The organism is Pirellulales bacterium (genome assembly GCA_036499395.1).
Lineage (GTDB): Bacteria > Planctomycetota > Planctomycetia > Pirellulales > JACPPG01 > JACPPG01.
On record DASYDW010000056.1, the window covers coordinates 56,976 to 79,991 of the forward strand.

Consider the following 23,016-nt stretch of genomic DNA (forward strand, 5'->3'; position numbering starts at 1 on the left):
CGTATTTACTGAAATTATTTCGTTGACTAACTGGTTCGGTTTAGGCAGAATGTGCGGAACGGGGGCGAATTCTCGCCTAGTCCGAATTTTGGCATGTAGAAAGGGAAGCAAATGAGAAGCAACATGGTTAAGTTCATCGCCGGCGTAGCCGGCATCTGCGCGCTGGCGACTTCTGGTCGCGCGATCGCAGCACCTGTGACTTACACAATCAATTCCGCGCTGAGCTCATTGCAGGTCAGCGTAGCCTCGCAGGGAACCCCCCTGACCTATGCCCAGTTCACGGGCAGCGACACGGCGAGCCTGAGTGGCGCGTTGGGTGTCGACACAACGGGTGGCAACATCTCGATCAGCTCGGCTCCGGGTTCGATCGCCTTCTCGTCGCAAAGCGGAATCTATCCGGATGCGGCTGGCGGAAATCCAGCGAACGGCACCACCAGCCCGTTGCCGGACCTCGCCCCGAATGACCCGAACGTCGGCAACACCCAGACCGCCAACTACGGCTTGGTCCTGGTTGTTCCGGCTGATCCGACCGACCCCACTCAGATTTATAATCTGAACACAGCCGCGATCGCCGGCTATGCCGCCATTGATTCGGCGCTGGCCAGCTTGAACGGCATGTCCGTCTTGACCGGTGGTACGTTTGACACCACGGGGCTGACCGTCAGCACCGACGCCGGTAACCTGGATTACAACTTGAACGCCGGTAACGGCGACTTCAACCCGCCGGATCAGAACTTCCAGACCGGCACTGCGTTCCAGAACGGCACGACGGGCATCGGTGGTAACAGCGGTAACATCGCTGGCGCCGCCAATGGCACGATCGTCACCGCCGGTGGCATCAGCACGTTGACTATCCCCGTTTTCGTGGACGTCGTCGTGAACACCGGCCTGCTCGTGGTCGACGCGATCTTCTCCGGACAGATCGTCGCCACGGCCGTTGTCCCCGAACCCAGCAGCTTTGCTCTGGCTGGTCTCGGCTTGATCGCTCTGGTGCCGGCTGTTCGCCGTCGCCTGCGTAAGGCCTAAGTGTTCTGTAGAAGTCTTCTCTCGTTTGCTTGCCAATTAGAGCTGGCCCCTCGCCAAGGGGGCCAGCTTTTTTCTTGCGCTGTTCGTCAAAGTTTCGGCGCCCAGATTGCTGCTATTCGCCCGATTCACGCAGCGGAAATTTGCGATCCTGCGGCGCGGATGATACGATCCAAGTCTCGCCTGCGCGGCCACTTCCTGCGGTCGCCAACTGAGCTGCGCGTAGGGTTCTGGAGGGGAAGTCGCTATGCTCGACCTGGTCGGTAAAGCTGCCGCGCACACGTGCGATGGTGTCACGCGCCGCGAATTCCTGCAGGCCGGCACGCTGTCGGCCGTCGGACTGGCACTGCCCGAATTAATGGCCGCCAAGGCACGCGGACGCGTGGCCGATGGCCACGACGAACGGGCTGTCATCATGATCTTCAACCTTGGCGCTCCCAGCCAGATCGACTGCTGGGACATGAAGCCCGAGGCGCCGGCCGAGATCCGTGGACCGTTCAAGCCGATCAAGACGAATGCCGCGGGCATCGAGATTTCGGAAATCTTCCCGCGCATGGCGCAGCACGCCGATAAGTACTCGCTGGTGCGGAGCTGCTTTCATACCGCCGCCGCGGTCCACGATACCGGTCACCAGATGCTGCAAACGGGCCGGCTGTTCACCGGCGGCATCAACACGCCGCATGCGGGCTGCGCGCTGGCCTATCTGCGCGGGCGGAAATCGGATCTGCCGGCGCATGTCGTACTGCCCGAGCCGATGGGGCGCACCGGTGGCAACTTGCCGCACGGCCAGGACGCCGGCTTTCTGGGCAAGGCGCACGATCCGTTTGCCCTAATGGCCGATCCGTCGAAGCCGAATTTCCAGGTTCCTGACTTGCTGCCGCCGGCCACGATCGGCCAGGCGCGCCTCGATCGTCGCCGCCGCATGCGGACGGCCGTTGATGAGACGGTCAGCAAGTTCGAAGCGTCGGGCAACGAGCAACTGCTCGACAATAACTTCGAAGCGGCCTTTCGCCTGATGACAAGCGCTCAGGCGCGCGACGCGTTCGATCTCTCGAAAGAACCGCAGGCCCTGCGCGACCGCTATGGCATGACGCGCTTTGGACAATGCTGCTTGCTGGCCCGCCGCTTGATCGAAGCGGGGGTCCGCTTCGTCACGATCAACACGTTTCTGACCGTGTTCGACGAGATCACCTGGGACATTCACGGCTCGAAGCCGTTCACCTCGATCGAAGGCATGCGCGACATCGTCGCCCCGATGTACGACCAGGCTTACAGCACACTGCTCGAGGATCTCACCGAGCGGGGCCTGCTCGGCAATACGCTGGTCTGCAACTTGCAAGAATTCGGCCGCACGCCGCGCGTCAATCCGGCCGGCGGACGCGACCATTGGCCGCAATGCTGGACCAGCCACTTCGCCGGCGGCGGTGTGCAAGGGGGCCGCGTCGTGGGACGTAGCGATGCCATTGGTGGCGTGCCCGCCGAGCGCCCCGTCGACCCGCCCGAGATCGTGGGCACCATTTACCGCAGCCTGGGGCTGGACCTGGAAACCAAGCTCCCCGGTCCGCAAGGACGGCCGTTCCCGCTGGTCGACTTCGGCAAGCATGAAATCAAAGAGCTCTTCTAATGGCGCTATCGACGGCCTGGAAAACAATCGAGCGGGCCGATACGTCGCGCCGCCGGTTCATCACGATTTCGCGCGTGACGCTGCTGCTCGCTGGCAGCCTGGCATCTGCACTGAATTATCCGGCGATCGCTCGCGCCGCCGACACGATCGCTGTGCTACCCGCGGAGATTGCAGTGCGCGGGCCCGAGGCGCGGCAGCAACTGCTGGTCGAACGTAGCCGCAACGGCCAGTTCGTGGGGCAGGTCGCTGCCGAGATATCGTTCGCAAGCAGCAATCCGCAGGTCGTGACTGTCGAAAGCGGCGTCCTTCATCCAAAGGCCAATGGCGAAGCCACGATCACGGCCTCGGTCGACGGCGCCACGTCCACGGCGCACATCATTGTCACCGACATGGACAAACCATTCGAGTGGAGCTTCCGCAATCACGTCGAGTCGGTGTTTGCCAAGACAGGTTGTAATTCCGGCGCTTGCCACGGGGCGCTGGCGGGCAAAAACGGTTTCAAGCTTTCGTTGCGCGGGTACGATCCCGAAGGGGATTTCACCACGCTCACACGCCAGGCGCGCGGCCGACGCATGGTACCCACCGACCCAGGCCGCAGCTTGCTACTGACCAAGCCGTCTGGCGCTGTGCCGCACAAGGGCGGGCTGCGCTTCTCGCCTGACTCACTCGAATACCGGGTGCTGTCGGAATGGATCGCCGTGGGCGCGCCCGGCCCACAGGCGTCAGATCCGCGCGTGGAACGGATCGAGGTGCTCCCGGCGGGCGTCGTGCTGAAGCCGGGGGACAAGCAACAATTTCTGGTACGTGCTTATTTCACCGATGGCCATCAGGAAGACGTCACACGGTGGGTCAAGTTCACCTCAGCCAATGAATCGGTAGCGCAAATCGACGACGCGGGCCTGGTCAGCGTCGTGGGGCATGGCGAAGGAGTGCTGACCGCCTGGTACGCCAGCCGCGTGGCGGTCTCGTCGGTCAGCGCACCGTACGAAAAACCGATCGCGGCCGACGTCTTTGCCTCGGCACCGCGGCGCAATTTCATTGATGAGCTGGTGCTGGCCAAGCTCGAAAGCCTGAACATTCCCCCATCGCCCCGCGCCGAAGATACCGAATTTTTGCGTCGCGCGTACGTCGACACGATCGGCGTGTTGCCGACCGCAGATGAAACGCGCGCGTTTCTGGCGGATACCGCGACCGACAAGCGCGACAAGCTGATCGAATCGCTGCTAGCGCGCCCTGAGTTTATCGACTATTGGGCCTACAAATGGTCCGATCTGTTGCTGGTCAATGGCGACAAGCTGCGCACGCCGGCCTTGTGGTCTTACTACACGTGGATTCGCAACCAAGTCGAAGCGAACACTCCCTGGGACGAATTCGTGCGGCAGATCGTCACGGCCAAGGGGAGCACGCTGGAGAACGGCGCCTCGAACTATTACATTCTGCACGGCGACCCTCTCGACCTGGCCGAGACCACCAGCGTGGCCTTCCTGGGCATGTCGATCAATTGCGCTCGCTGCCACAATCATCCGCTGGAAAAGTGGACCAACAGTCAGTATTTCGCGTTTGCGAATCTGTTCGCGCGCGTTCGCACGAAGAGCATGCCGGGCGAAGGAAACCTGATCGTCTATCACGATTCGTCGGGCGAATTGATTCAACCGCTCACCGGCAAACCGCAGCCGCCGGCACCGCTTGACGGGACGGCGCTCACGAACGCTTCGACCGAGGATCGCCGCCTGGCGCTCGCCGCTTGGCTGGTCGCACCGGAAAATCCCTATTTCAGCCGTTCGATCACGAATCGCGTGTGGGCGAATTTCTTCGGCGTCGGCCTGGTCGAAAAGGTCGACGACATGCGCCTCACCAATCCGGCCAGCAACGAGCAATTGCTGGTCGCCGCGGCCCGCCATCTGGCCGACAACCGCTACGATTTGAAGGCGCTGATGCGGACGATCCTGCAATCCAATACGTATCAGCGTACTAGCCGACCGCTGCCCGAGAACACGGGCGACGAACGATTCTATTCGCATTATTATCCCAAGCGTTTGATGGCCGAGGTGCTGCTGGATGCCATGTCGCAGGTGTCCGGCGCGGCCACCGAGTTTGCCGGCTATCCGGCAGGCTGGCGGGCCATGCAGTTGCCCGATTCCAATGTGGCCTCTTACTTCTTGAAGGCGTTCGGCCGGCCCGAGCGGATCACGACCTGCGAATGCGAACGAAATGCCGAACCCAGCGTGGTGCAAGTGCTGCACATCGCCAACGGCAACTCGCTGAACGACAAGCTGCAATCGTCGACGAACGACATTTCGAAATTGCTTGCAGAAAATGCCGCCGACGACAAGCTGCTAGAAGGTCTGTTTCTGGCGGCGCTGTCGCGTTACCCGACCGACGCAGAAAAAACCAAGATCCTGCCCGAGCTGGCTGCGACCAGCGCCGCGGACAAGCGTCAGGCGGTCGAGGATTTGTACTGGAGCGTGCTCAGCAGTACCGAGTTCCTCTTTAATCATTGACCTTCTCATATCTGAAATTTAAACATCGACGCGATCGCGCTTGTGCGGTCGAGATCCTCATGCACCTAAGCGATCGTTTAACGACGAGCTGGCTGTTGGCCGTGGCGATTTTGGCAATGACCGGCACTGCCACGCGCGCCGACGACGCGCCGGTCGCCGTCGCGCAGCAGGACGCGAAGGCGGCGGCGAAGGAACCTGAGTTCAACACTCATATCGCGCCGCTTTTCAAGAAGTACTGCCTGGGTTGCCACAACGCCGACGATGCGGAACACGATCTCGTTCTGGAGACGCATGAAAGCCTGTTGAAAGGGGGCAAAGCCGGTGCGGCGATTGTGCCGGGCCAGGGCGATGCGAGCCGTCTGCTGTTGATGCTCGACGGACGTGCCAAGCCCGCCATGCCGCCTGAAGGAAACGAAGGGCCCACGCCGGCCGAGATCGCGCTGGTGAAGTCCTGGATCGATGCCGGTGCCAAGGGCCCCACTGGCGCGGCGCCTGACCCAACACTGTTGGTCACCCCCAAGGTCGCATTGCGTGGTACGCCGCGCCGGCAGATCAATGCCGTGGCCATCTCACCGGACGGTAAGCTGGCGGCGCTCGCCGGTTACGCCGAGATCCGCTTGATCGCGACCGACAGCCGGGCGACGGTCCGCAAATTCTCGGGACATCGCGGCAATGTAACGGACGTGGAATTCTCGAAGGACGGTGCCCGGCTCCTCTCGGCAGCCGGTGAGGCGGGCCTCTTCGGCGAAGCAATCGTGTGGAACGTGGCCGACGGTGCGCCGCTGCGAAAGATTGTCGGCCATCGTGACAGCCTTTATGCCGCGACGGCCAGCCCTGAAGGCCAATTGATCGCCACCGGCGGCTATGACCAGCAGATCAAGCTGTGGGACGCCGCCAGCGGTGAATTGGTGCGCACCTTGGCCGGCCACAATGGCGCGGTCTACGATCTGGCATTCAGCCCGAACGGAAAATTGCTGGCCAGCGCCAGCGCCGATCGATCGGTGAAATTATGGGAAGTGTCGACCGGCGAACGGCTGGACACCTTCGGCCAGCCACTGAAGGAACTTTACACCGTGGCCTTCGCGCCGGACGGTAAGCACGTCGTGGCCGGCGGCGTCGATAATCGCATTCGCGTCTGGCAGATCAGTGATTCGGCCAAAGAGGGAACCAATCCGCTGGTCTATACGCGCTTCGCGCACGAAGGGGCCGTCATCAAGCTGGCCTACTCGCCCGACGGCAAATGGCTAACCAGCGCTGCCGAAGATCGCACGTTGAAGGTATGGGACGCGGCGACGTATCTCGAAAAGCGTGAGCTCGAAGCGCAGCCCGACTGGGCCGGCGCCCTGGCCATCGCGCCGGACAACAAAACGCTGCTCGCCGGGCGCCTGGATGGCAGTGTCGGCTTCTACGACGTCACGACCGGCGATCGCATTCCGCTTCCGAAGCCCGAGATCACGGCGCTTGAGCCGCGCGGCGTCGAGCGAGGAACAACAACGCGCGTTCGCATCGTCGGCAAGAATCTGCTCGAACCGACGGCCGTCAAGTTCGATCGTGGGCAGTTCACTTCCACGATCGTTCCGCAGGATGCCGACACGGCCCGCGCAGACGAATTATGGGTCGACATCGTGCCGGCTGCCGATACGCCGCGGGGGCGTTATCAGTTGTCCCTCACGACCAGTGGGGGCGACAGCGGACAACTGTCGATCGAGGTCGACAATTTACCGCAACGAGTCGAAGCCGAGCCCAATGCGACTGTTGCTGCCGTCGCGCCGCTGGCGCTGCCTGCCTGTGTGTGGGGCACGCTGGCCACGATGGGGGACGTCGATCATGTCACGTTCGATGCCCGGGCCGGCCAAACGATTGTCGTCGATCTGGCCGCCAAGTCGCTTGGCTCGAAGTTGAACGGCCTGCTCTCGATACTTGACCCGGCGGGGCATGTCGTCGCGGCGAGCAATGATTTCAACGACGAGTCCGATCCACTGCTGGCATACCGCATTCCCGCCGACGGACGTTACGCGATCCGCGTGCGCGACCTGGCGCTGGCCGGTTCGGATAAGCACTTCTATCGCTTGGCGCTCGGCGAGCTGCCGTACGTGACCGCCGCCTTCCCGCTAAGCGTCGCCGTGGGGAGCGAGCGTGACGTTCAATTGATCGGCTACAACCTGCCCGCCGATAGCCGCGTGAAGATCGCGGCCGAGAAGCCGGGAGACGTGGATGTGCCACTGGATGCCAATCGCTTCCGCAGCCGCGAGGGATTGAAAGTGCTGGTTTCCGACACGGCCGAGATCGTCGAGGTGGAACCGAACGATCATCCGGCGCAGGCCACAACGCTTGTCGTTCCCGGCGTCGCCGGAGGTCGCATTGGGGCAAGCGAGGATGCGGCGGCAACGGACACGGACCTGTACCGCTTCGAGGCGCGCAAGAGGCAAACGTGGATTGTCGAGGTCGAGGCGGCGCGTCGTAAAAGCCCGCTGGACGCAAAGCTGGAAATCCTGGACGCCCAGGGGCAACCGGTCCCCCGGCTCGTTTTGCAAGCGGTGCGTGATTCTTATCTGGAGTTCCGCCCCATCGACTCGATCGGGGCTGGCTTCCGTGCCAAGAGTTGGGAAGAGATGGAGCTGAACGAATACATCTACTTGCAAGGCGAGGTGTGCAAGGTCTTCCGCATGCCACAGGGACCGGATTCGGAAATGCTGATGTACACGTCGGCTGGCAAACGACGCGGTTACTTCGATACCAGCGCCCGCGCCCATCCGCTCGATGAGAGTATTTACACGGTTGTCCCGCATGCCATTGACGCCAAGCTGGTGTCGACCGGCTTGCCCGTTTTCACGATCAATTACGAAAACGATGACGACGGCGATCGCAAGCTGGGACGTGATTCGCGATTGACCTTTACCGCGCCGGTCGACGGAACTTACGTGGTACGAGTGAGCGACGTGCGCGGACTGGGCGGCGACATGTTCGGCTATCGACTGATTGTCCGGCCGCCGCATCACGACTTTCAGGTGCGCGTCAACGAGCGCGATATCAGTGTGCCTGCCGGCAGCGGACAGCGACTGACGTTCGCGGCTGACCGTAGCGATGGTTTCGACGGCGAAATCATGATCGAGGCCGCCGGCCTGCCCGCCGGTTTCACTCTCTCAACGCCGACCGTGATCCAGGCCGGTCATAACGAGGCGCGAGCCGTGGTTAACGCTGCGCCGGATGCCGTGAAGCCCACGGACGAAGCCCTGGCCGCGATCAAGATCACGGCCAAGGCCAAGATCGACGGCGCTTGGGTCGAGAAACCGGTCGCCGCACCGAAGCTGGCTCCGGCCGCTAAACCAAAGATCATTGTCCACCTGGAACCGGCCGAGCTCACGATTGCCCCGGGCACGACCGTTACAGCTCTGTTGAAGATCGAGCGCAACGGCTACGACGAACTAGCCAACTTCGACGTCGACAATCTGCCGCACGGCGTGATCGTCGATAACATCGGGCTTAACGGCGTGTTGATCCGGGCCGGTGAGACCGAGCGGCAGATCTTCTTGACCGCGGCCAAATGGGTCCCCGATTCGAGCCGCCAAATTCAGGCCGTGGCAAATGCCGCCGGAATTCAGGCTTCACGTCCGATCACGCTGCAAGTTCGCCGCCCGGCGACCGTGGCCAATGCTTCGGGTGGTGAAGAATAATCGCTGCGTGTCCCGCGAAGCGTTTAGCCGTTTACCGAGTAGCCGCCGTCTACCGTGATCGCTGCGCCGGTGACAAATTGTGAGGCCGGCCCCCCCAGGTACACCGCGATGCCGGCAAAGTCGGCCGGGTCGCCCCAGCGTGCAGCAGGCGTGCGAGCCAGCACGCGCTCGTGCAGCCCCGCGACTTGCTTCCGCCCCCGCCTGGTTAGATCGGTATCGATCCACCCCGGCAACACGGCGTTAACCTGAATGTTGTCTTTGGCCCAGGCAATGGCGAGCGCCTTGCTCAATTGAACGATCCCTCCTTTGCTCGCCGAATACGCTGGTGCGAAGGGGATGCCGAAGATCGACGTCATGGAACCGATGTTGATGATCTTGCCGCCGCCGGCGCGACACATCGCGGGATAAGCCGCCTGCGAGCAGATGAAGGCGCCCGTCAGGTTGATCGTCATCACGTTGTTCCATTCGGCGAGCGTGTAATCCTCGGGCTGCTTGCGAATGTTGATGCCTGCGTTGTTGACCAGAATATCGATTCGGCCAAACTGCTGAACGGCCTTATCGACCATCGCCTTGCAGGACGCTTCGTCAGCGACGTCGACTTCGACCGCCACGGCGTCGGTGCCGACGGCTTTCAGTTCCGTGACGGCCGCTTCACTCTTGGCAGCATCGCGTGCGGCGACAACGATTCGCGCTCCGGCCTCGGCTAGCCCCTTGGCCATCCCCAGCCCGATACCGCCATTACCACCAGTGACTAGCGCCACGCGTCCGCTCAGATCGAACAGTTTCATGCGTTCAATTCTCTTTAATAGGGTGCCGTGCGGGCAGCAACGGTTGCCTAATGGCGTGGATCGCTGCTGATGGCACGATTGGATAGGTGTTTTGGAACCCGCACTCTAACACCGCGTCTGGCAGACGTCGAAGTCGGGAGGCTCGATCTGAATCGTGATGTGGTCGATGCCAAAGCGATCGTGCAGCCGTTTGCGTAGCTCGGCCAGCAACTCCGACGCCGCACGGCCATCGGCAACGACGACGTGCCCTGAGAGGGCTTCCATGCCGCTGGTGATCGTCCAGACGTGCAAGTCGTGAACGCCTTCGATGCCGACCACGCCGGCAATGCAATTTCGCACCTCGTCCAGGTCGACGTGCGCCGGGGTTCCCTCCATCAGGATGGCGATGGCGTCTTTCAGCAGGGCCCAGGACGAGTAGATGATCAACAGCGAGATCAAGGCCGAGGCCACGGGATCGGCCCAATACCAGCCGCATAGCCAGATCAGCGCGCCACCAATAACAGCCGCCACGCTTCCCAGCAGATCCGCCAGCACGTGCAGCCAGGCGCCATGCACGTTGATGTTCGATTCGCGATGTGCCTGCAGCAGCCACAGCCCGAGCAGGTTCACCACCAGCCCGCCTGCGGCCACGGCCATCATCAGGGGTCCGCGCACCTCGGCCGGTTCCCACAATCGCTGCCACGCTTCGAAGATGACAAAGATCGAGATCGCACCCAAGAGCGCGCCATTGGCCAATGCCGCGAGAATCTCAGCGCGATAATAGCCGTACGAGTGTTGCGCGGTCGGTGGGCGCCGCGCGATCCAGGCCGCGAACAGACTCAGGCTGAGCGCCGCGGCATCGGAAAACATATGCCCGGCGTCGGCTAACAGGGCCAACGAATTGCTCAACCAACCGCCGACGAGCTCGGCCACCATGTACACCAGCACCAACGCCAATGTCGCGGCTAGTCGTGACGCAGCCGCATCACGATGACCGTGTGAATGGCCCGCGTGGGAGTGTCGATGTTGTCCGGCGGCGTGCTCAGCGTGGGCAGTCACGAATCGTGCATTCTCACAGGCGAAAACATTAAGCGCGACGCATCAGGCGAAACGCTCGTTAAACATACGACATTAAACCGTGCGATAGTCGTGGCGCGAAGTTCGCGGACGTGGTGCTGGGTGCCCAGCCCACTACGAGTTGCGAATTATGTGCCGCGAAACGTCCTGGCCTGCACTCGACGCCCCGGACGGATTGTCCTAAAAAAGGGGGCATGCCAAAGCCAGTTCCCAGCTCGCCGATGCGTTGGTTTCCGGAGTTTCTAGCGGCGGGCGAGCGCCGCTTACGTCCGCAATCGCGCGTGCTGGCCCTGTCGCTGGTGGTTGGCGTGATCGCGGGCCTGGGGGCGGTAGTCTTCTACGCCGCCGGACAGTTCGTCTTTCACTACACGCTGACCAATGTGGCCGGTTATCAACCAGTCGAAGCCGGCGGCGAGATGCATCTGTTTTCCGGCTCTCCGCATGTGGCGGGAGTCGAGAAACCGAAAGATGTCGAAGCCCGACGCCCGCTGCGCCCTTGGCTGCTCGTCCTGATTCCCGCTCTCGGCGGTCTGGTGTGCGGTTTGATCGTTTACACGTTGGCGCCGGAAGCCGAAGGGCATGGCACCGACGCCGCGATCGCGGCCTATCATCTGCATCAGGGAGTCATCCGGCCACGGGTGCCACTGGTCAAGCTGGTTGCGAGCGCCGTCACGCTGGGCACCGGCGGATCAGGAGGACGCGAAGGGCCGATTGCGCAGATCGGCGCCGGCTTTGGATCATTCCTGGGCACGAAGCTGCGCTTGCGCCCCGACGAACGGCGCTTGCTGATGGCCGCGGGGATGGGAGCCGGCATCGGCGCTATCTTTCGCGCGCCCTTGGCCGGCACGCTGTTCGCCGCCGAGGTGATGTATAGCTCGGCCGATTTGGAGTCGGACGTGTTGATGCCCGCCGCGCTGGGAAGCGTGACGGCTTATTCGACTTTCGGATTGATTTTCGGCTGGCAACCGTTGTTCACGATTCCGCCGCGCGTGGCCGATCTGCTGGTCTTTAACCAGCCGCTCGAGTTGGCCTCTTACTTGATCTTGGCCGTGGCGATGGCGGTGTTGGCGATGATTTATACCCGCACGTTTTACGGATTGACGTACGCCTTTCATCATCTGCCGATCAGTCCGAAGCTGCGGCCGATGATCGGCGCGGCGCTCACGGGCGTGCTGGCCGTCGCACTATTTTATGCATTCGGCGGCGACCAGCGCGTACTATCGGTGCTGAGTTTCGGATATGGAATTCTGCAGTTGGCGCTCGAATATGTGCCGGGGGCCGAAGGCAATATGCGTTTTGCCGCGCTTCTGTTGGCCATTTGCCTGGGAAAACTGTTGACCACGAGCCTGACGATCGGCAGCGGCGGTTCGGCCGGCGTGTTCGGCCCGTCGATGGTCATCGGCGGTTGTGGTGCTGGCGCCTTGGGCATGGTTCTGCATCACTTCGCGCCGTCACTCGTGCCGCACCCGGCCAGCTTCGTGATCGTTGGCATGGCCGGCTTCTTCGCAGCGGCGGCCAAGACGCCCCTTTCGACCCTGGTGATGGTCAGCGAAATGATCGGCAACTACAACCTGCTGCTTCCCTCGCTGTGGGTGTGTACGCTGTCGTTCTTGCTTTCTGATCAACAATCGATCTATAGCGAACAACTGATCGACCGGCTGGCCTCGCCCGTACACGACGCCATTATCAAGGACGAGTAAGCGCGCGAGCTGCGCGTTTTCCTGCAATGCGACTCGCGTTTATCGACCGGACGATTGGCCGTACTCGCGGTGGCGTGCTGCCTGTTACCCGGCTAGCGCCGCTAGGGCATGTGCCGTGGCGCATTGCGAAACGACGGGCCCCAACTCGCTGGCCAGCGAAATAATCGTCGCCTGCCGATTCGTCAATTCTGGCACGTAGCGAGCCAGAAACTCGCCCTGGCCGGAGAGGACGATCGTTGTCGGGCGGGCCGACATGCGATCAAGAACTTTTTGCAAGGCGCTTTCCAATAACGCGACCTGGCAACGACGAATTGTCTCCGCAGCGGCGATCGCGTCGTCTTCGCTGAACATGTCGCGATCTGCGCAGATCGCGCGGGCCAGACGATCGCGGGCCGCACTGCGAGTTGCCGGCCGACCGTCGGCCGTATCGGTCGCCGACGGATCTTCGGCAATATCGCCGAGCACCAGGTATGCATCACGCGTCGTCGCGAATACCTCGTGTGCCGTTGGACAAAGCTGACCGCGCCAGGGCAAATGCGCTGCCATGGCGCACACGGGACTGCGCACCACGCCCGTATAGACCAACTCTCCCGCGGCGAGCCGTTCGGGATCGGTGCGGCCGAGCGCCTGCGCCTGGCCGTCAACCAAGGGGATGATATCGCACGTCGTGCTACCGACATCGATTAATAAGCCGTATCCCGGTGCGTAACGACGCGCGACAAAACTGGCCAGTGCATGCCAGTTCGACGCAGCTGCCGCGAGCGGTCGCGCGATGGCCAACGACGGCGCGACGAACGTGCCATCGGTCAAATAAATGCGCAGCTCGGCACCGACCGTCGCCGTTTGCAAGGCCGACACTATAGCCGCTACGCCTTCCGATTTTGTCGAAAAGCAATCGGCAAGCTCTCCCGTCATGGTCGCCACGAAGCGGTTTCCCAGTGGCGCAACGCGAATGAGTTCAGCAAGTGCATGGGCCAAACCGTGCGGTCGCTGCCACAACGGAAACGGCACGCTGCGGGCGTAGCCCGCGCCGTCGGCGATCTTCAAATTGGCCCCGCCAACGTCGAGTGCAAGTACCGGCATCATCGCCACGTGCAAAAAAAGGAACTGAGTCGAGAAAGCCCGCCGCACGTCATCAACCAGTAGCGTGCGGCACGGCGACGGTCGCAGGCGGATGGCTATCGCCTGCGTTTGGGATCACACGAACGTCGCCGCTCGCGCTGAATTCTATCCGCTCGGGACGGAACGTTAATTCCGGTGACTGGCCGCTGGCCACGGCCAGCATTGCGGCGGCCAGGTTGTCGCGCGCCGCGGCACGCAGCCCCACGTACGAGGTCGTTAGCCGTGGATTGATTTCGATCACGACGTCCTCTGCACCGCTATCGTCGGGTCCCAGGATCAAATCAACTCCGATGTACCCAACTGGTTGCGGAAGCGTGTTGATCGCACGCAGTGCCAAGTGCTGGGCACGTTCGGCTAGCGGCGGCGGCAATGGCAGTGAGCCGCCCAGATAATGAAAGTGGCCGTCGTCGCTTAGCCTTTGCGTACAGGACGGTAACGCCACGTTGCCCATCGGTCCGCAGAGAACGCCGACGCTTGCCGGCTGCCCCGGTCGCCACTTTTCGATCCGTAAACGTTGAGCGTCCGTGGCAGGTAACTCGTCGACGGGCGGAGACTTCAGCAATCGCACTCCCAGCGAACCGGCTCCGTCGCGCGGCTTCAGCACCAACGGAAATGCCAGGTCACCCATGACGTAATCTGCGAGTAGGCATCCGACAGGCACTGGTACGCCGTGGCGGACCAGGTGCTCGGCCGTGGCTTGCTTGTCGCTGGCAAGCCTTGCGAGTTCGATGCCGGGGCCGAGCAGCCGACCACCGGCAGCTATAACCCGCTCGAGACACGACACCAGTATCCCGTCGCACTCCGGCGCGATCACCACGGTCCAATCAGCGGCCGCGGACTCGTCGATGAGTGTCGTGTCGAACTCTTCTTTGGCGGCCACCGGACGAAAATGTACGTTCGCCGTTACGGGAAGTGTCGCCCGCTGATCCCGCAGCACCGTGACGTGCGTCTGCGGAAGGCGAGCAAAGTCCGCGGCCAACGCCGTTACCATCACCGCTCCCTCAGCCAGGAGCGAGGCAGCATCGACGCTCGCACCTTCGTTCGCGAGCAGGCCGCCGCCGGTGAGATATTCGAAAACAAAGATGCGCACGCTGATCGCTCGCGGGTCTACTGTGCGACCACAACGCGACAGCCGACAGCGGCGGCTCTGGAACCCCTCTCCCTCGGGGAGAGGCTAGGTGAGGGGTTAAGCGTTGCGGATCTGTCGAGTCGAAATGGATAAGTGACGTGTGCCAGCTCCCCAAACCTCTCGCTGACAGGGAGGGAAATTTGGAGCGAAGCGACTTAGAAAATGCCCAACTGGTCGCGGGCATCTTCGGTCATTCGGTCCGGCGTCCAAGGGGGAACCATCACCAGCTTCACTTCGACCTCGCTAACTCCCTCCAAGCGACCCAGGAAATCTTTCGACTGTTGGATCAATTGCGGGCCCGCCGGACAGGCTGGGCTGGTCATCGTCATTTCGATCGCCACCTTCTGCTTGCCCTCCTCGGCATCGGCAACCGTGACCAGATAGACGAGCCCCAGGTCCACGATGTTGATGAACAACTCGGGATCGATCACTTGCTTCAGCGCCTCGCGGGCACTTTCTTCGGTTACCGGCATAGGGCACCTCACGGGAAATGTCGAAGTTCGAACTCTTAAATGTCTAATGCTCTCTGCACAAATTCAATCGTCGCGGAGCCGTACCAGGACGTCGTCCCCTTCGATCTTCACTTCGTGCGCCACCGTGGGCCGGGTGGCTGGCATGGTCAGGGCGCGCCCGTCGCGAATATCGAATTTCGCGCCATGCCGGGGGCAGGCAATGCAAAATCCGTCCAGTTGTCCTTCGCCCAGCGGTCCGCCGTCGTGGGTGCAGACGTCATCCAGCGCGTAAAGTTGCCCACCGACATGGAACAAGACAATTAAACGATCCTCGACCTCGGCAATCAACTTGCCGGGATCGGGAATTTCGGACATCTTGGCGACGCGTACAAAATCGGACATGCGTAATTAGTCGGCAGTAGGCAGAGGGCGGTTGGCAGTGGAGAGAATCCGGCAGACGCTCGTCAGCTAAATTCTCAAGAGAATGCTGCGCAAAATCGATGCTGCAGAACGCCCCGTTCTGCATTCATCATTCTGTACGGATCATTTCTTCAATCGTATTCCCGAATCCGACGGCCGATCGCTTCTCCCATTGCGTTGCGGACGCTTTCGATCGTGATCCGATCGAACACCTGTTGGAAGAAGCCGGCCACGATCATGCGAATCGCTTCTTTGCGCGTCAGGCCGCGGCAGCGGGCGTAAAAGATCTGCTCATCGTCGACCCGGCCGGCCGTCGAGCCATGTGTGCAGCGGACGTCGTCGGCTTCGATTTCCAAGCCGGGGATCGAATCGGCGCGAGAATGCTCGGAAAGCATGAGGTTGTCGTTGCGCTGGTAGCCGTCGGTCTTCTGCGCTTCTTTGTCGACCTTGATCATGCCGCGCCACACAACGCGCGAGCGATCTTGCAGCGCTCCCTTGTACAGCAAATCGCTGCGACAATGGTCGGCCCGATGATGCTGCAGCGTGTTGTAGGTGAGCTGTTGCTTCCCTTCGGTGAACATGACGCCGTTGACCTGCGCCTCGGCTCCCGAACCGACGAGCGCCACGTGCTGGTTCACCTGGGCCAGGCGGCTACCTAGCGCGCCGATCGTCCATTGCAACCGGCCGCCAGCGTCGACCAGCGCCTTCTGATGGGCAAAATGCCAGACGCCGCTTCCCCAGTTCTGCAGATTCACATAGCGCAGCCGCGCACCGCGGCCGACGAAAATCTCGATCGCGCCGCAATGCAGACCAGGCTCGCCATCACTGCCGGCCGTTTCCGCCAGCAGCGTGGCCTCGGCCCCCTCTTCGAGGATCACCAAAGTTTTGGCCAAATCTACGCCGCCGGCCAAACCGTTGAGGATGTGCAACGGGCGCTCGACGACGACGCCACGCGGAACGTACAACACCGACCCGCCCGACCAGGCCGCCGCCTGCAGCGCGGCGAGTTTGTCGGTCGAAGGGGCGATCGCGCGCTTCGTGAAATAGGGACGCAGTAACTCGGCATGCTCGACCAGTAATCGATCCAGGCTGCCAAAGATGACACCTTTCGCCGCTAATGCCGGATCGACGGCACCGTTCATCGGACGGCTGTTGAGCGTCACGTCATGTCCGGCCAGATCGACTCCGTGACTCAACAGCGCCGTTGGCGCCGCGGCACCGGCCGGCAATTCGCCCGGAAACGTAAAGCGGTCGAGGTGGAACAAACGCAGGTCGGTGCGCATCCACTCTTCGTCGCTACGAGATGGCATGGGCAAGCGCTGAAACTCACCCCACGCCTGCTGGCGCGCCTCGGTCAGCCAGGCGGGCTCGTCACGCGCGGTCAGGAAAGTGTCGAAGGCGTCTTGAGTGAAGCCGGCTTGCGTCGCGGTCGATGCCATGGGCGAAATACGTTCGTTGCTACGTGAGTTGTGATGTTTGTGCTCGATAAACGAAGACCGCCGGGCGAATCCGGCGGCTGTTACCTTCGATTCCAACGAGATGTAAGGCGATGCGACGGGGTGTTTCGACGGGGCCGGCCCGATCGTTACGAACGGCTAACCGACAGACCCCTCCATTTGCAATTCGATCAGGCGGTTCATTTCCACGGCGTATTCCATCGGCAGCTCGCGCACCAGCGGCTCGATAAAGCCGCTGACGATCATCGTGCTGGCCTCGGCTTCGGAAAGCCCGCGGCTGGTAAGATAGAACAACTGTTCCTCGCCGATCTTCGAGACACTGGCCTCGTGGCCAATCGAGACGTCCTGCTCGTCGACTTCGATGTACGGATACGTGTCGCTACGGCTGCGCGAATCGAGAATCAGCGCGTCGCACACGACGTTCGACTTCGACTTGCGGGCCCCCGGCTCGACCTTGACCAGGCCGCGATAGCTGGCCCGACCGCCGTTTTTCGAAATGCTCTTCGAAATGATTCGGCTCGATGTGTGCGGCGCTGCGTGGACCACCTTGGCTCCGGCGTCCTGATGCTGGCCATTCGAGGCGAACGCGATCGACAGAATCTCGCCGCGGGCGCCAGGCTCGAGCATGTAGACGGCTGGATACTTCATCGTCAGCCGGCTGCCCAGGTTGCCGTCGATCCATTCCATCGTGGCGTCTTCGTAGGCCACGGCACGCTTGGTCACCAGGTTGTAGATGTTGTTTGCCCAATTCTGAATCGTCGTATACCGGCAGCGAGCGTGCTTCTTGACGATGATCTCGACCACGGCCGAATGCAGGCTCTCGGTCGTGTACATCGGCGCCGTGCATCCTTCGACGTAGTGAATCTGCGCGCCCTCGTCGACGATGATCAGCGTTCGCTCGAACTGTCCCATGCTCTCGGCAATGAAGCGGAAGAAGGCCTGCAGCGGGAACTCGATCTTCACCCCTTTCGGGATGTAGATGAACGAGCCACCGGACCAGACAGCCGAGTTCAGCGCCGCGAACTTGTTATCCGTGGGCGGGATGATCGTACTGAAGTACTGCCGCACCAGGTCGGGATATTCACGCACGGCCGAGTCGGTATCGGTGAAGATCACCCCCTGCCGGCTCAAATCCTCGCGCAGCGAGCCGTACACTACCTCGCTCTCGTATTGCGCCTTCACGCCGGCCAGGAATTTCTTCTCGGCCTCGGGAATGCCCAGCTTGTCGAAGGTCCGCTTGATGTCGTCGGGCACGTCGTCCCAACTGCGACCTTGGTGATCGGAGGGCTTGATGTAATAGAAAATGTCCTGGAAATCGATGCTGATGTCCCCGCCCCAGCGCGGCATCGGCTTCGAATTGAAGATTTCCAGGCTCTTCAGCCGGAAGTCGCGCATCCATTGCGGCTCGTTCTTCATGTCCGAGATCTGGTGCACGATGTCGACATCGAGCCCCTTGCGGCTCTTGAAGATGTACTTCTCGGCATTACGGAAGTCGTATTTGTTGATCTCGCCGAGGCCGAGCCCGTCGGTATCTGACTTAAGGTCGGTGGCCATGATCTTTCGTTCGTCCTATCAGGTTAACCGCGTAATTCACTGACCACAGGAAGTAAGAGAGTGACAATGCCTCTCTGCCATACTTTTCTGCGTGGTCCGCGAAATCTGCAGATCGTTCGTGTCTTGTTTTGTTCTTAGCCCGCGACGGTCGTGGTCTTCTCTTGCGTCATCGCCGCTTCGTCCGCGGCAGCGTCCGGGTACTGGCTGCGAATGCGATCGTAGCCGGCCTGATGCAATTCCTCGGCCAACTCGGCGCCGCCGGTTTCGACGATGCGGCCCCCCAAAATCACGTGCGTGAAGTCGGGCCGATTATGCTCGAGCAGCTTGTCGTGGTGCGTGATGATCAGAATGCCCATATCGGCGCCGCCGATTTCGGCGATGCTCTGGCTGGCCAACCGCACGGCGTCGACGTCCAGGCCGCTGTCGGTCTCGTCGAGAATGGCGAACTTCGGCCGCAGCATGGCCATTTGCAGAATCTCGGCGCGCTTCATCTCGCCGCCCGAGAAGCCGTCGTTGACATAGCGGCGGGCGAACTCGGGGTCCATCCGCAATTGTTCCATCTTGGCCTTCAGCTCTTTGCGGAAGTCGCGCATCGGCAGCAGTTCTTCCCCCTCTTTGCGGTCGGGCCGACGAACGTTCGTCGTGGCATGACGCAAAAAGTCGGCCATTTTCACGCCGGGGATCGACATTGGCCGCTGAAATGCCAGGAAGATTCCGAACCGCGCTCGCTCGTTGGGATCCAACTCCAGCACGTTGACCAATTGGCCGTCGGCCGTCTCGAGTTCGATCGAGCCCTGAGTCACTTCGTAGCTGGGGTGCCCCATGATGGCGTAACCCAGTGTGCTCTTGCCCGAGCCATTGGGCCCCATCAGGGCGTGCGTTTCGCCACGGCGGATCGTCAGATTGACACCGCGGAGAATCTGCCGCTCGGCCACCGAGACGTGCAGGTCTTTGATGCGAAGCGTTTCTCGCGAGGACTGGCTACTGGCGTTGATCATTCTTGTTTTGCTGGTTTGCGTTTCGCGTTAACTAACCAAGGGCCGTATTAGCCGGTGATTTTCTGGTGATCGAACACGGGGACTCGTTCCTCGACGTCGACGTAGCCCGAGTGATGCGGCAACGGCAACTCGTCCTCGACCTTCACGCCGGCGGCGGCTGACGCCTGCCGAGCGATGTGGTGACCTTTGATCTTGTCCTGGATCCGCATCAGCCCTTCGAGCAGCGCTTCCGGGCGGGGAGGGCAGCCGGGGACGTACACATCCACCGGCACCACCAGGTCAACACCCTTCACAACGTGGTAGCCATACTTGAAGTACGGGCCACCGCCGACGGTGCAGGCACCCATCGCTATGACGAATTTCGGATCAGGCATTAGGCTGTAGAGCCGGCGGACACGGCTGGCCATTTTGTAGGTCACCGTGCCGGCAACGATCATCAAGTCGGCCTGGCGCGGCGTGGCGCGGAAGGCGCCAGCGCCGAAGCGGTCCATGTCGAAGCGGCTGGCGCCCGCGGCCATCATTTCGATCGCACAGCAAGCCAAGCCGAACGTCATCGGCCAAATGCTCGACTGGCGGGCCCAGTTGATGGCCTGCTCGACCGTGGTGATGGCAAAGTTCTCTTCAAACCGCCCCTCGATCCAAGGCTCGCTCATGATTCATCTTTCCGTCGTTTCGTGGTGCCGACTGGCCGCCCAAATCCCGGGAATTTAGGCACGTCAAAGCCCCTCACTATATCCGACGATCATCGGGTCTTAAACCGGGTCAATTGGTTTCAAATTGGCAACAATTATGGCCGTCCAAGCGGCAGTGCGAAAGGCGCACCGGCTGCTCGAGCAGCTTGGAAAACAACATCTTCTCGACCGCGCAAATGCCCCGATCCTTTTCCGCCAATTCAGGGTAGGGGCATTCCGATACGGTCAGCAATGGCAGCGCCGAGTCACGTGTGCCCGATTGCCCTTCGCCCAGCCCTACCTGGTCGACGTCCAGCGGCACGCGCCGCTCGCCAAACAACGATTTCAGCGATTCCATCCGGGCCGACAGCGTCGATCCACGCACCCGGTCGCGATACATCACGGCCATGGCCGAGGCGATCCGATCCATTAATCCGCGGCGGACCTCTGGGTCTTTCACGCCACGAATTTCGTCCCACAGGACGATGGCCAGATCCGGAAAATTATTGCCGGCCTGGCGCCGCGCTTTTTCGGTGAGAGAATAGCGGTGACCGGGGCGCCCCCGGCTAGCCCGCCCGCCATCGGGCGTCGCGACTTCACGCTCGATCAATCCCAGCCCCATCAATCGGGTCAGCCGTTGCCGCACGGCTGTAGCCGTAACACTGGTGGCACGAGCTACTTGCGTGACGCTCATCGCGCCGTGACGTCGCATCAGGTCCAAGACCTGATCGTCCGAAGTCGCTGTGTTTTCCATGGCCGGCACCGCTCGCGAAATAAGCTAAGGCAACCGCTGTCTAACACCATGATAGGCGTTTTCACATTTTTGGCAACTCTATATGTCAATAATCGCCAGGGCGGCCTAAAACCGCCCTAAATCGTTGACTGAACACTATTTCAGGCGTTACAACCGCGCATGTCCAAGCCACCGTGCCCGGGGCCGGAAAGGACTGCGCGCGTCTGTTTTCGCACTTGCCTCGACCCGAGTGCGTCCTCAGGCGACGGTTGCGGCGGTCTAATGGTGGTTCAGGCCGGGGGTCGTGAGAAAAACAAAATCAGGAGTGTTGCCGTGCCTTGGCTTCCCAAACAGTGCGTCATTGTGCCTGTGGATTTTTCCGACGAAGCGTTCGGCGCTTTGGATGCGGCGCTCGAAATGGTCGAGTCGACGTCCGCTCTGCATGTGCTTTACGTCCTGCCGGTGCTCGACCCGGCCGAACCGGGCGTCATTTGGACCACGATCGACAATTCGATGCGCGAACGTCACGCGCTCGACGCGCTGCGCGAAAAGCTGGCCGACAAGAAGTACGAGGGGGTGCGCATGAACATCACGTTCGGCGACGCTGGCAGCGAGATCGCCGCCTTTGCCAAGGACCAGCGCGCCGACCTGATCGTGCTCCCCTCGCACGGTCGTACCGGCCTGCGTCACCTGCTAATCGGATCGGTCGCCGAGAACGTGATCCGCCTGGCACATTGCCCGGTGCTGGTGCTGCGGTGGTAGGAGGCGGTTGCAAGTGAAGGAGATCCCGACGCTACGCGAAGGTGAAGCGGGTATGCAACTACTCAGGGAGTTCCGAAAGCGAATTATCGGCGTTCAATTCCGTCATTCTCTCGACAGGAGGTCCGAGGATGAGAGCATGGGCAATTAACTTTGTCGTCTTAGCGTTCCTCGAGATGCCGGCCGGCGCCGATCCGGTCGATGAAAAACCGCGCGAACATTCTCAGCCACTTGCCGTCGAGGTCATTGATAGTGACGGTCGAGCGGTCGAAGGGGCTGACGTTGGCTTATGCGCCGCCGTGGGGGAGTGGGCACGCAAGCAAGCGGACAAAGATGGCACGCAGTGGCACTACTGGTTGCATGCCCGCACTGACATTACCGGCCGCGCGAACTTGAAAGACGACGAGAAGTTGCTGCGCGGCTGCGCAGTTCTTGCACGCCATGAGAAGCGTAAGATTTCCGGCTGCATCGCTGTCGATGCCGGGGCGATCCAGCGGTCGGTCCGGCTGATATTAAAGCCCGAAATCGAAATCACGGCCGAGTTGCATTGCGAAGCGCTCGCATCGCGCGGCATTAAATACCTGCCGGCCGGCGTGGCCGTCGATCTCGGCCGGCCGCGCGTGCTGGTCGTTTCCAGTGACTCCGGCCGGCTGCGATTCTCGCTTCCGCCCGGCGCGTATCAATTGCAGTTCGACACTTATCTGCATCGCGCAGAAATGGTGAAGCGGTTGCTAACCGTCTCGGCGCATGATGGCCCACTCGATCTGGGGCGTATCGAACTCACGGCCGTGAAGGCGGAATTGCTTGTCGGTATGCCAGCCCCCGAGGTCCCGGATGTTGTCGCCTGGAAGAACGGGCCGGGCCGGACGCTTGCCGATTTGCGCGGACAGGTCGTGCTCCTCGATTTCTGGGGACATTGGTGCGGCTCGTGCGTCGCCGAGATGCCAAAGCTGTTCGAGCTGCACGACAAGTATCACGATCGCGGCCTGTCGATCCTGGGCATCCACGTCGACCACGCGGACGATCCGTCCGAGCGTGTCGACAGCGTCGCGAAGCTCGACAAAGAACTGGCCGACTCACGCCGGGCGCTATGGGCCAATCGCGACATTCCCTTTCCTGTCGCCATGATCGTGCGCGACAGCGACAAGTACGGCAACACGATTGCGGGCGTGGCCCAACATGCGGTCGATACCACGTACGGAATTGCCGTATACCCGACCCACGTTCTCATCGACCGCCGCGGCAAAGTCATCCGCACGTTCGTGGGCGGCATTTCTTACCACGAAGACGGAATGGACGTTCTGGAAAAGGCGCTCGCTGCCGAATAAGCGATCTCAATCATGAATTAACCTCCC

General features: G+C 61.6%; 18 protein-coding genes. 7 read left to right on the plus strand and 11 right to left on the minus strand.

Annotation, left to right across the window (positions count from 1 at the left end; genetic code table 11):
* Positions 1–123 precede the first annotated feature (123 nt).
* From VGN12_08260 to VGN12_08275, 4 genes are all read left to right on the plus strand, one after another.
* Positions 124–1,026 (plus strand): PEP-CTERM sorting domain-containing protein, encoded by a 903-nt coding sequence (locus VGN12_08260; protein HEY4309429.1) that lies wholly within the window; start codon positions 124–126, stop codon positions 1,024–1,026.
* Between the two features lie 244 nt (positions 1,027–1,270).
* Positions 1,271–2,647, plus strand: a complete 1,377-nt coding sequence (locus tag VGN12_08265; protein HEY4309430.1) for a DUF1501 domain-containing protein — start codon at positions 1,271–1,273, stop codon at positions 2,645–2,647.
* Positions 2,647–5,148 (plus strand): DUF1549 domain-containing protein, encoded by a 2,502-nt coding sequence (locus tag VGN12_08270; GenBank protein HEY4309431.1) that lies wholly within the window; start codon positions 2,647–2,649, stop codon positions 5,146–5,148. Before VGN12_08265 ends, VGN12_08270 begins: the two co-directional genes overlap by 1 nt.
* A gap of 59 nt (positions 5,149–5,207) precedes the next feature.
* A complete protein-coding gene (locus tag VGN12_08275; GenBank protein HEY4309432.1) occupies positions 5,208–8,822 on the plus strand; it encodes a pre-peptidase C-terminal domain-containing protein in 3,615 nt (1,204 codons plus the stop codon).
* A 23-nt stretch (positions 8,823–8,845) separates the two neighbouring features.
* Here VGN12_08275 and VGN12_08280 read toward each other — a convergent pair whose 3' ends face one another.
* Together VGN12_08280 and VGN12_08285 are read right to left on the minus strand one after the other, a co-directional pair.
* The gene (locus tag VGN12_08280) at positions 8,846–9,610 is read right to left on the minus strand and encodes a glucose 1-dehydrogenase (protein HEY4309433.1); all 765 of its coding nucleotides are present in this window, start codon (positions 9,608–9,610) and stop codon (positions 8,846–8,848) included.
* A gap of 105 nt (positions 9,611–9,715) precedes the next feature.
* Positions 9,716–10,648 carry a cation diffusion facilitator family transporter gene (locus VGN12_08285; protein HEY4309434.1) on the minus strand — a complete coding sequence of 311 codons (933 nt, stop codon included), beginning with the start codon at positions 10,646–10,648 and terminating at the stop codon, positions 9,716–9,718.
* 212 nt (positions 10,649–10,860) lie between these two features.
* Here VGN12_08285 and VGN12_08290 point away from each other — a divergent pair, with 212 nt between their 5' ends.
* Positions 10,861–12,366 (plus strand): chloride channel protein, encoded by a 1,506-nt coding sequence (locus tag VGN12_08290; GenBank protein HEY4309435.1) that lies wholly within the window; start codon positions 10,861–10,863, stop codon positions 12,364–12,366.
* 84 nt (positions 12,367–12,450) lie between these two features.
* Here VGN12_08290 and VGN12_08295 read toward each other — a convergent pair whose 3' ends face one another.
* The 9 genes from VGN12_08295 to VGN12_08335 form a co-directional block, all read right to left on the minus strand.
* Complete coding sequence (locus tag VGN12_08295) at positions 12,451–13,452, minus strand: hydantoinase/oxoprolinase family protein (protein HEY4309436.1); 1,002 nt, start codon at positions 13,450–13,452, stop codon at positions 12,451–12,453.
* A gap of 49 nt (positions 13,453–13,501) precedes the next feature.
* Positions 13,502–14,578 (minus strand): ATP-grasp domain-containing protein, encoded by a 1,077-nt coding sequence (locus tag VGN12_08300; GenBank protein ID HEY4309437.1) that lies wholly within the window; start codon positions 14,576–14,578, stop codon positions 13,502–13,504.
* A gap of 194 nt (positions 14,579–14,772) precedes the next feature.
* Positions 14,773–15,090 (minus strand): metal-sulfur cluster assembly factor, encoded by a 318-nt coding sequence (locus VGN12_08305; protein HEY4309438.1) that lies wholly within the window; start codon positions 15,088–15,090, stop codon positions 14,773–14,775.
* A gap of 63 nt (positions 15,091–15,153) precedes the next feature.
* Complete coding sequence (locus VGN12_08310) at positions 15,154–15,471, minus strand: non-heme iron oxygenase ferredoxin subunit (protein HEY4309439.1); 318 nt, start codon at positions 15,469–15,471, stop codon at positions 15,154–15,156.
* Between the two features lie 149 nt (positions 15,472–15,620).
* Positions 15,621–16,928, minus strand: a complete 1,308-nt coding sequence (sufD, locus tag VGN12_08315) for a Fe-S cluster assembly protein SufD (GenBank protein HEY4309440.1) — start codon at positions 16,926–16,928, stop codon at positions 15,621–15,623.
* A gap of 156 nt (positions 16,929–17,084) precedes the next feature.
* Positions 17,085–18,500 (minus strand): Fe-S cluster assembly protein SufB, encoded by a 1,416-nt coding sequence (sufB, locus tag VGN12_08320; GenBank protein HEY4309441.1) that lies wholly within the window; start codon positions 18,498–18,500, stop codon positions 17,085–17,087.
* Between the two features lie 134 nt (positions 18,501–18,634).
* Positions 18,635–19,498, minus strand: a complete 864-nt coding sequence (sufC, locus tag VGN12_08325) for a Fe-S cluster assembly ATPase SufC (protein ID HEY4309442.1) — start codon at positions 19,496–19,498, stop codon at positions 18,635–18,637.
* 47 nt (positions 19,499–19,545) lie between these two features.
* A complete protein-coding gene (locus VGN12_08330) occupies positions 19,546–20,151 on the minus strand; it encodes an NADH-quinone oxidoreductase subunit B family protein (protein ID HEY4309443.1) in 606 nt (201 codons plus the stop codon).
* A 109-nt stretch (positions 20,152–20,260) separates the two neighbouring features.
* Positions 20,261–20,923, minus strand: coding sequence for a replication-relaxation family protein (locus VGN12_08335; GenBank protein HEY4309444.1), 663 nt, complete (start codon positions 20,921–20,923; stop codon positions 20,261–20,263).
* A gap of 312 nt (positions 20,924–21,235) precedes the next feature.
* Here VGN12_08335 and VGN12_08340 point away from each other — a divergent pair, with 312 nt between their 5' ends.
* Both VGN12_08340 and VGN12_08345 read left to right on the plus strand, forming a co-directional pair.
* Positions 21,236–21,664, plus strand: a complete 429-nt coding sequence (locus tag VGN12_08340) for a universal stress protein (protein ID HEY4309445.1) — start codon at positions 21,236–21,238, stop codon at positions 21,662–21,664.
* A gap of 128 nt (positions 21,665–21,792) precedes the next feature.
* Positions 21,793–22,989: a TlpA disulfide reductase family protein gene (locus tag VGN12_08345; protein HEY4309446.1), complete on the plus strand. Its 1,197-nt coding sequence runs from the start codon at positions 21,793–21,795 to the stop codon at positions 22,987–22,989.
* The last annotated feature ends 27 nt before the right edge of the window (positions 22,990–23,016 follow it).

Excerpts from the sequence above, each read along its gene's own strand:
- VGN12_08290 (HEY4309435.1), top strand. The coding sequence starts at position 10,861 with ATGCCAAAGCCAGTTCCCAGCTCGCCGATGCGTTGGTTTCCGGAGTTT.
- VGN12_08265 (HEY4309430.1), top strand. The coding sequence starts at position 1,271 with ATGCTCGACCTGGTCGGTAAAGCTGCCGCGCACACGTGCGATGGTGTC.
- VGN12_08330 (HEY4309443.1), bottom strand. The coding sequence starts at position 20,151 with ATGAGCGAGCCTTGGATCGAGGGGCGGTTTGAAGAGAACTTTGCCATC.
- sufD (HEY4309440.1), bottom strand. The coding sequence starts at position 16,928 with ATGGCATCGACCGCGACGCAAGCCGGCTTCACTCAAGACGCCTTCGAC.
- VGN12_08260 (HEY4309429.1), top strand. The coding sequence starts at position 124 with ATGGTTAAGTTCATCGCCGGCGTAGCCGGCATCTGCGCGCTGGCGACT.
- sufC (HEY4309442.1), bottom strand. The coding sequence starts at position 19,498 with ATGATCAACGCCAGTAGCCAGTCCTCGCGAGAAACGCTTCGCATCAAA.
- VGN12_08345 (HEY4309446.1), top strand. The coding sequence starts at position 21,793 with ATGAGAGCATGGGCAATTAACTTTGTCGTCTTAGCGTTCCTCGAGATG.
- VGN12_08280 (HEY4309433.1), bottom strand. The coding sequence starts at position 9,610 with ATGAAACTGTTCGATCTGAGCGGACGCGTGGCGCTAGTCACTGGTGGT.
- VGN12_08270 (HEY4309431.1), top strand. The coding sequence starts at position 2,647 with ATGGCGCTATCGACGGCCTGGAAAACAATCGAGCGGGCCGATACGTCG.
- VGN12_08335 (HEY4309444.1), bottom strand. The coding sequence starts at position 20,923 with ATGGAAAACACAGCGACTTCGGACGATCAGGTCTTGGACCTGATGCGA.
- sufB (HEY4309441.1), bottom strand. The coding sequence starts at position 18,500 with ATGGCCACCGACCTTAAGTCAGATACCGACGGGCTCGGCCTCGGCGAG.
- VGN12_08310 (HEY4309439.1), bottom strand. The coding sequence starts at position 15,471 with ATGTCCGATTTTGTACGCGTCGCCAAGATGTCCGAAATTCCCGATCCC.
- VGN12_08305 (HEY4309438.1), bottom strand. The coding sequence starts at position 15,090 with ATGCCGGTAACCGAAGAAAGTGCCCGCGAGGCGCTGAAGCAAGTGATC.
- VGN12_08295 (HEY4309436.1), bottom strand. The coding sequence starts at position 13,452 with ATGATGCCGGTACTTGCACTCGACGTTGGCGGGGCCAATTTGAAGATC.
- VGN12_08275 (HEY4309432.1), top strand. The coding sequence starts at position 5,208 with ATGCACCTAAGCGATCGTTTAACGACGAGCTGGCTGTTGGCCGTGGCG.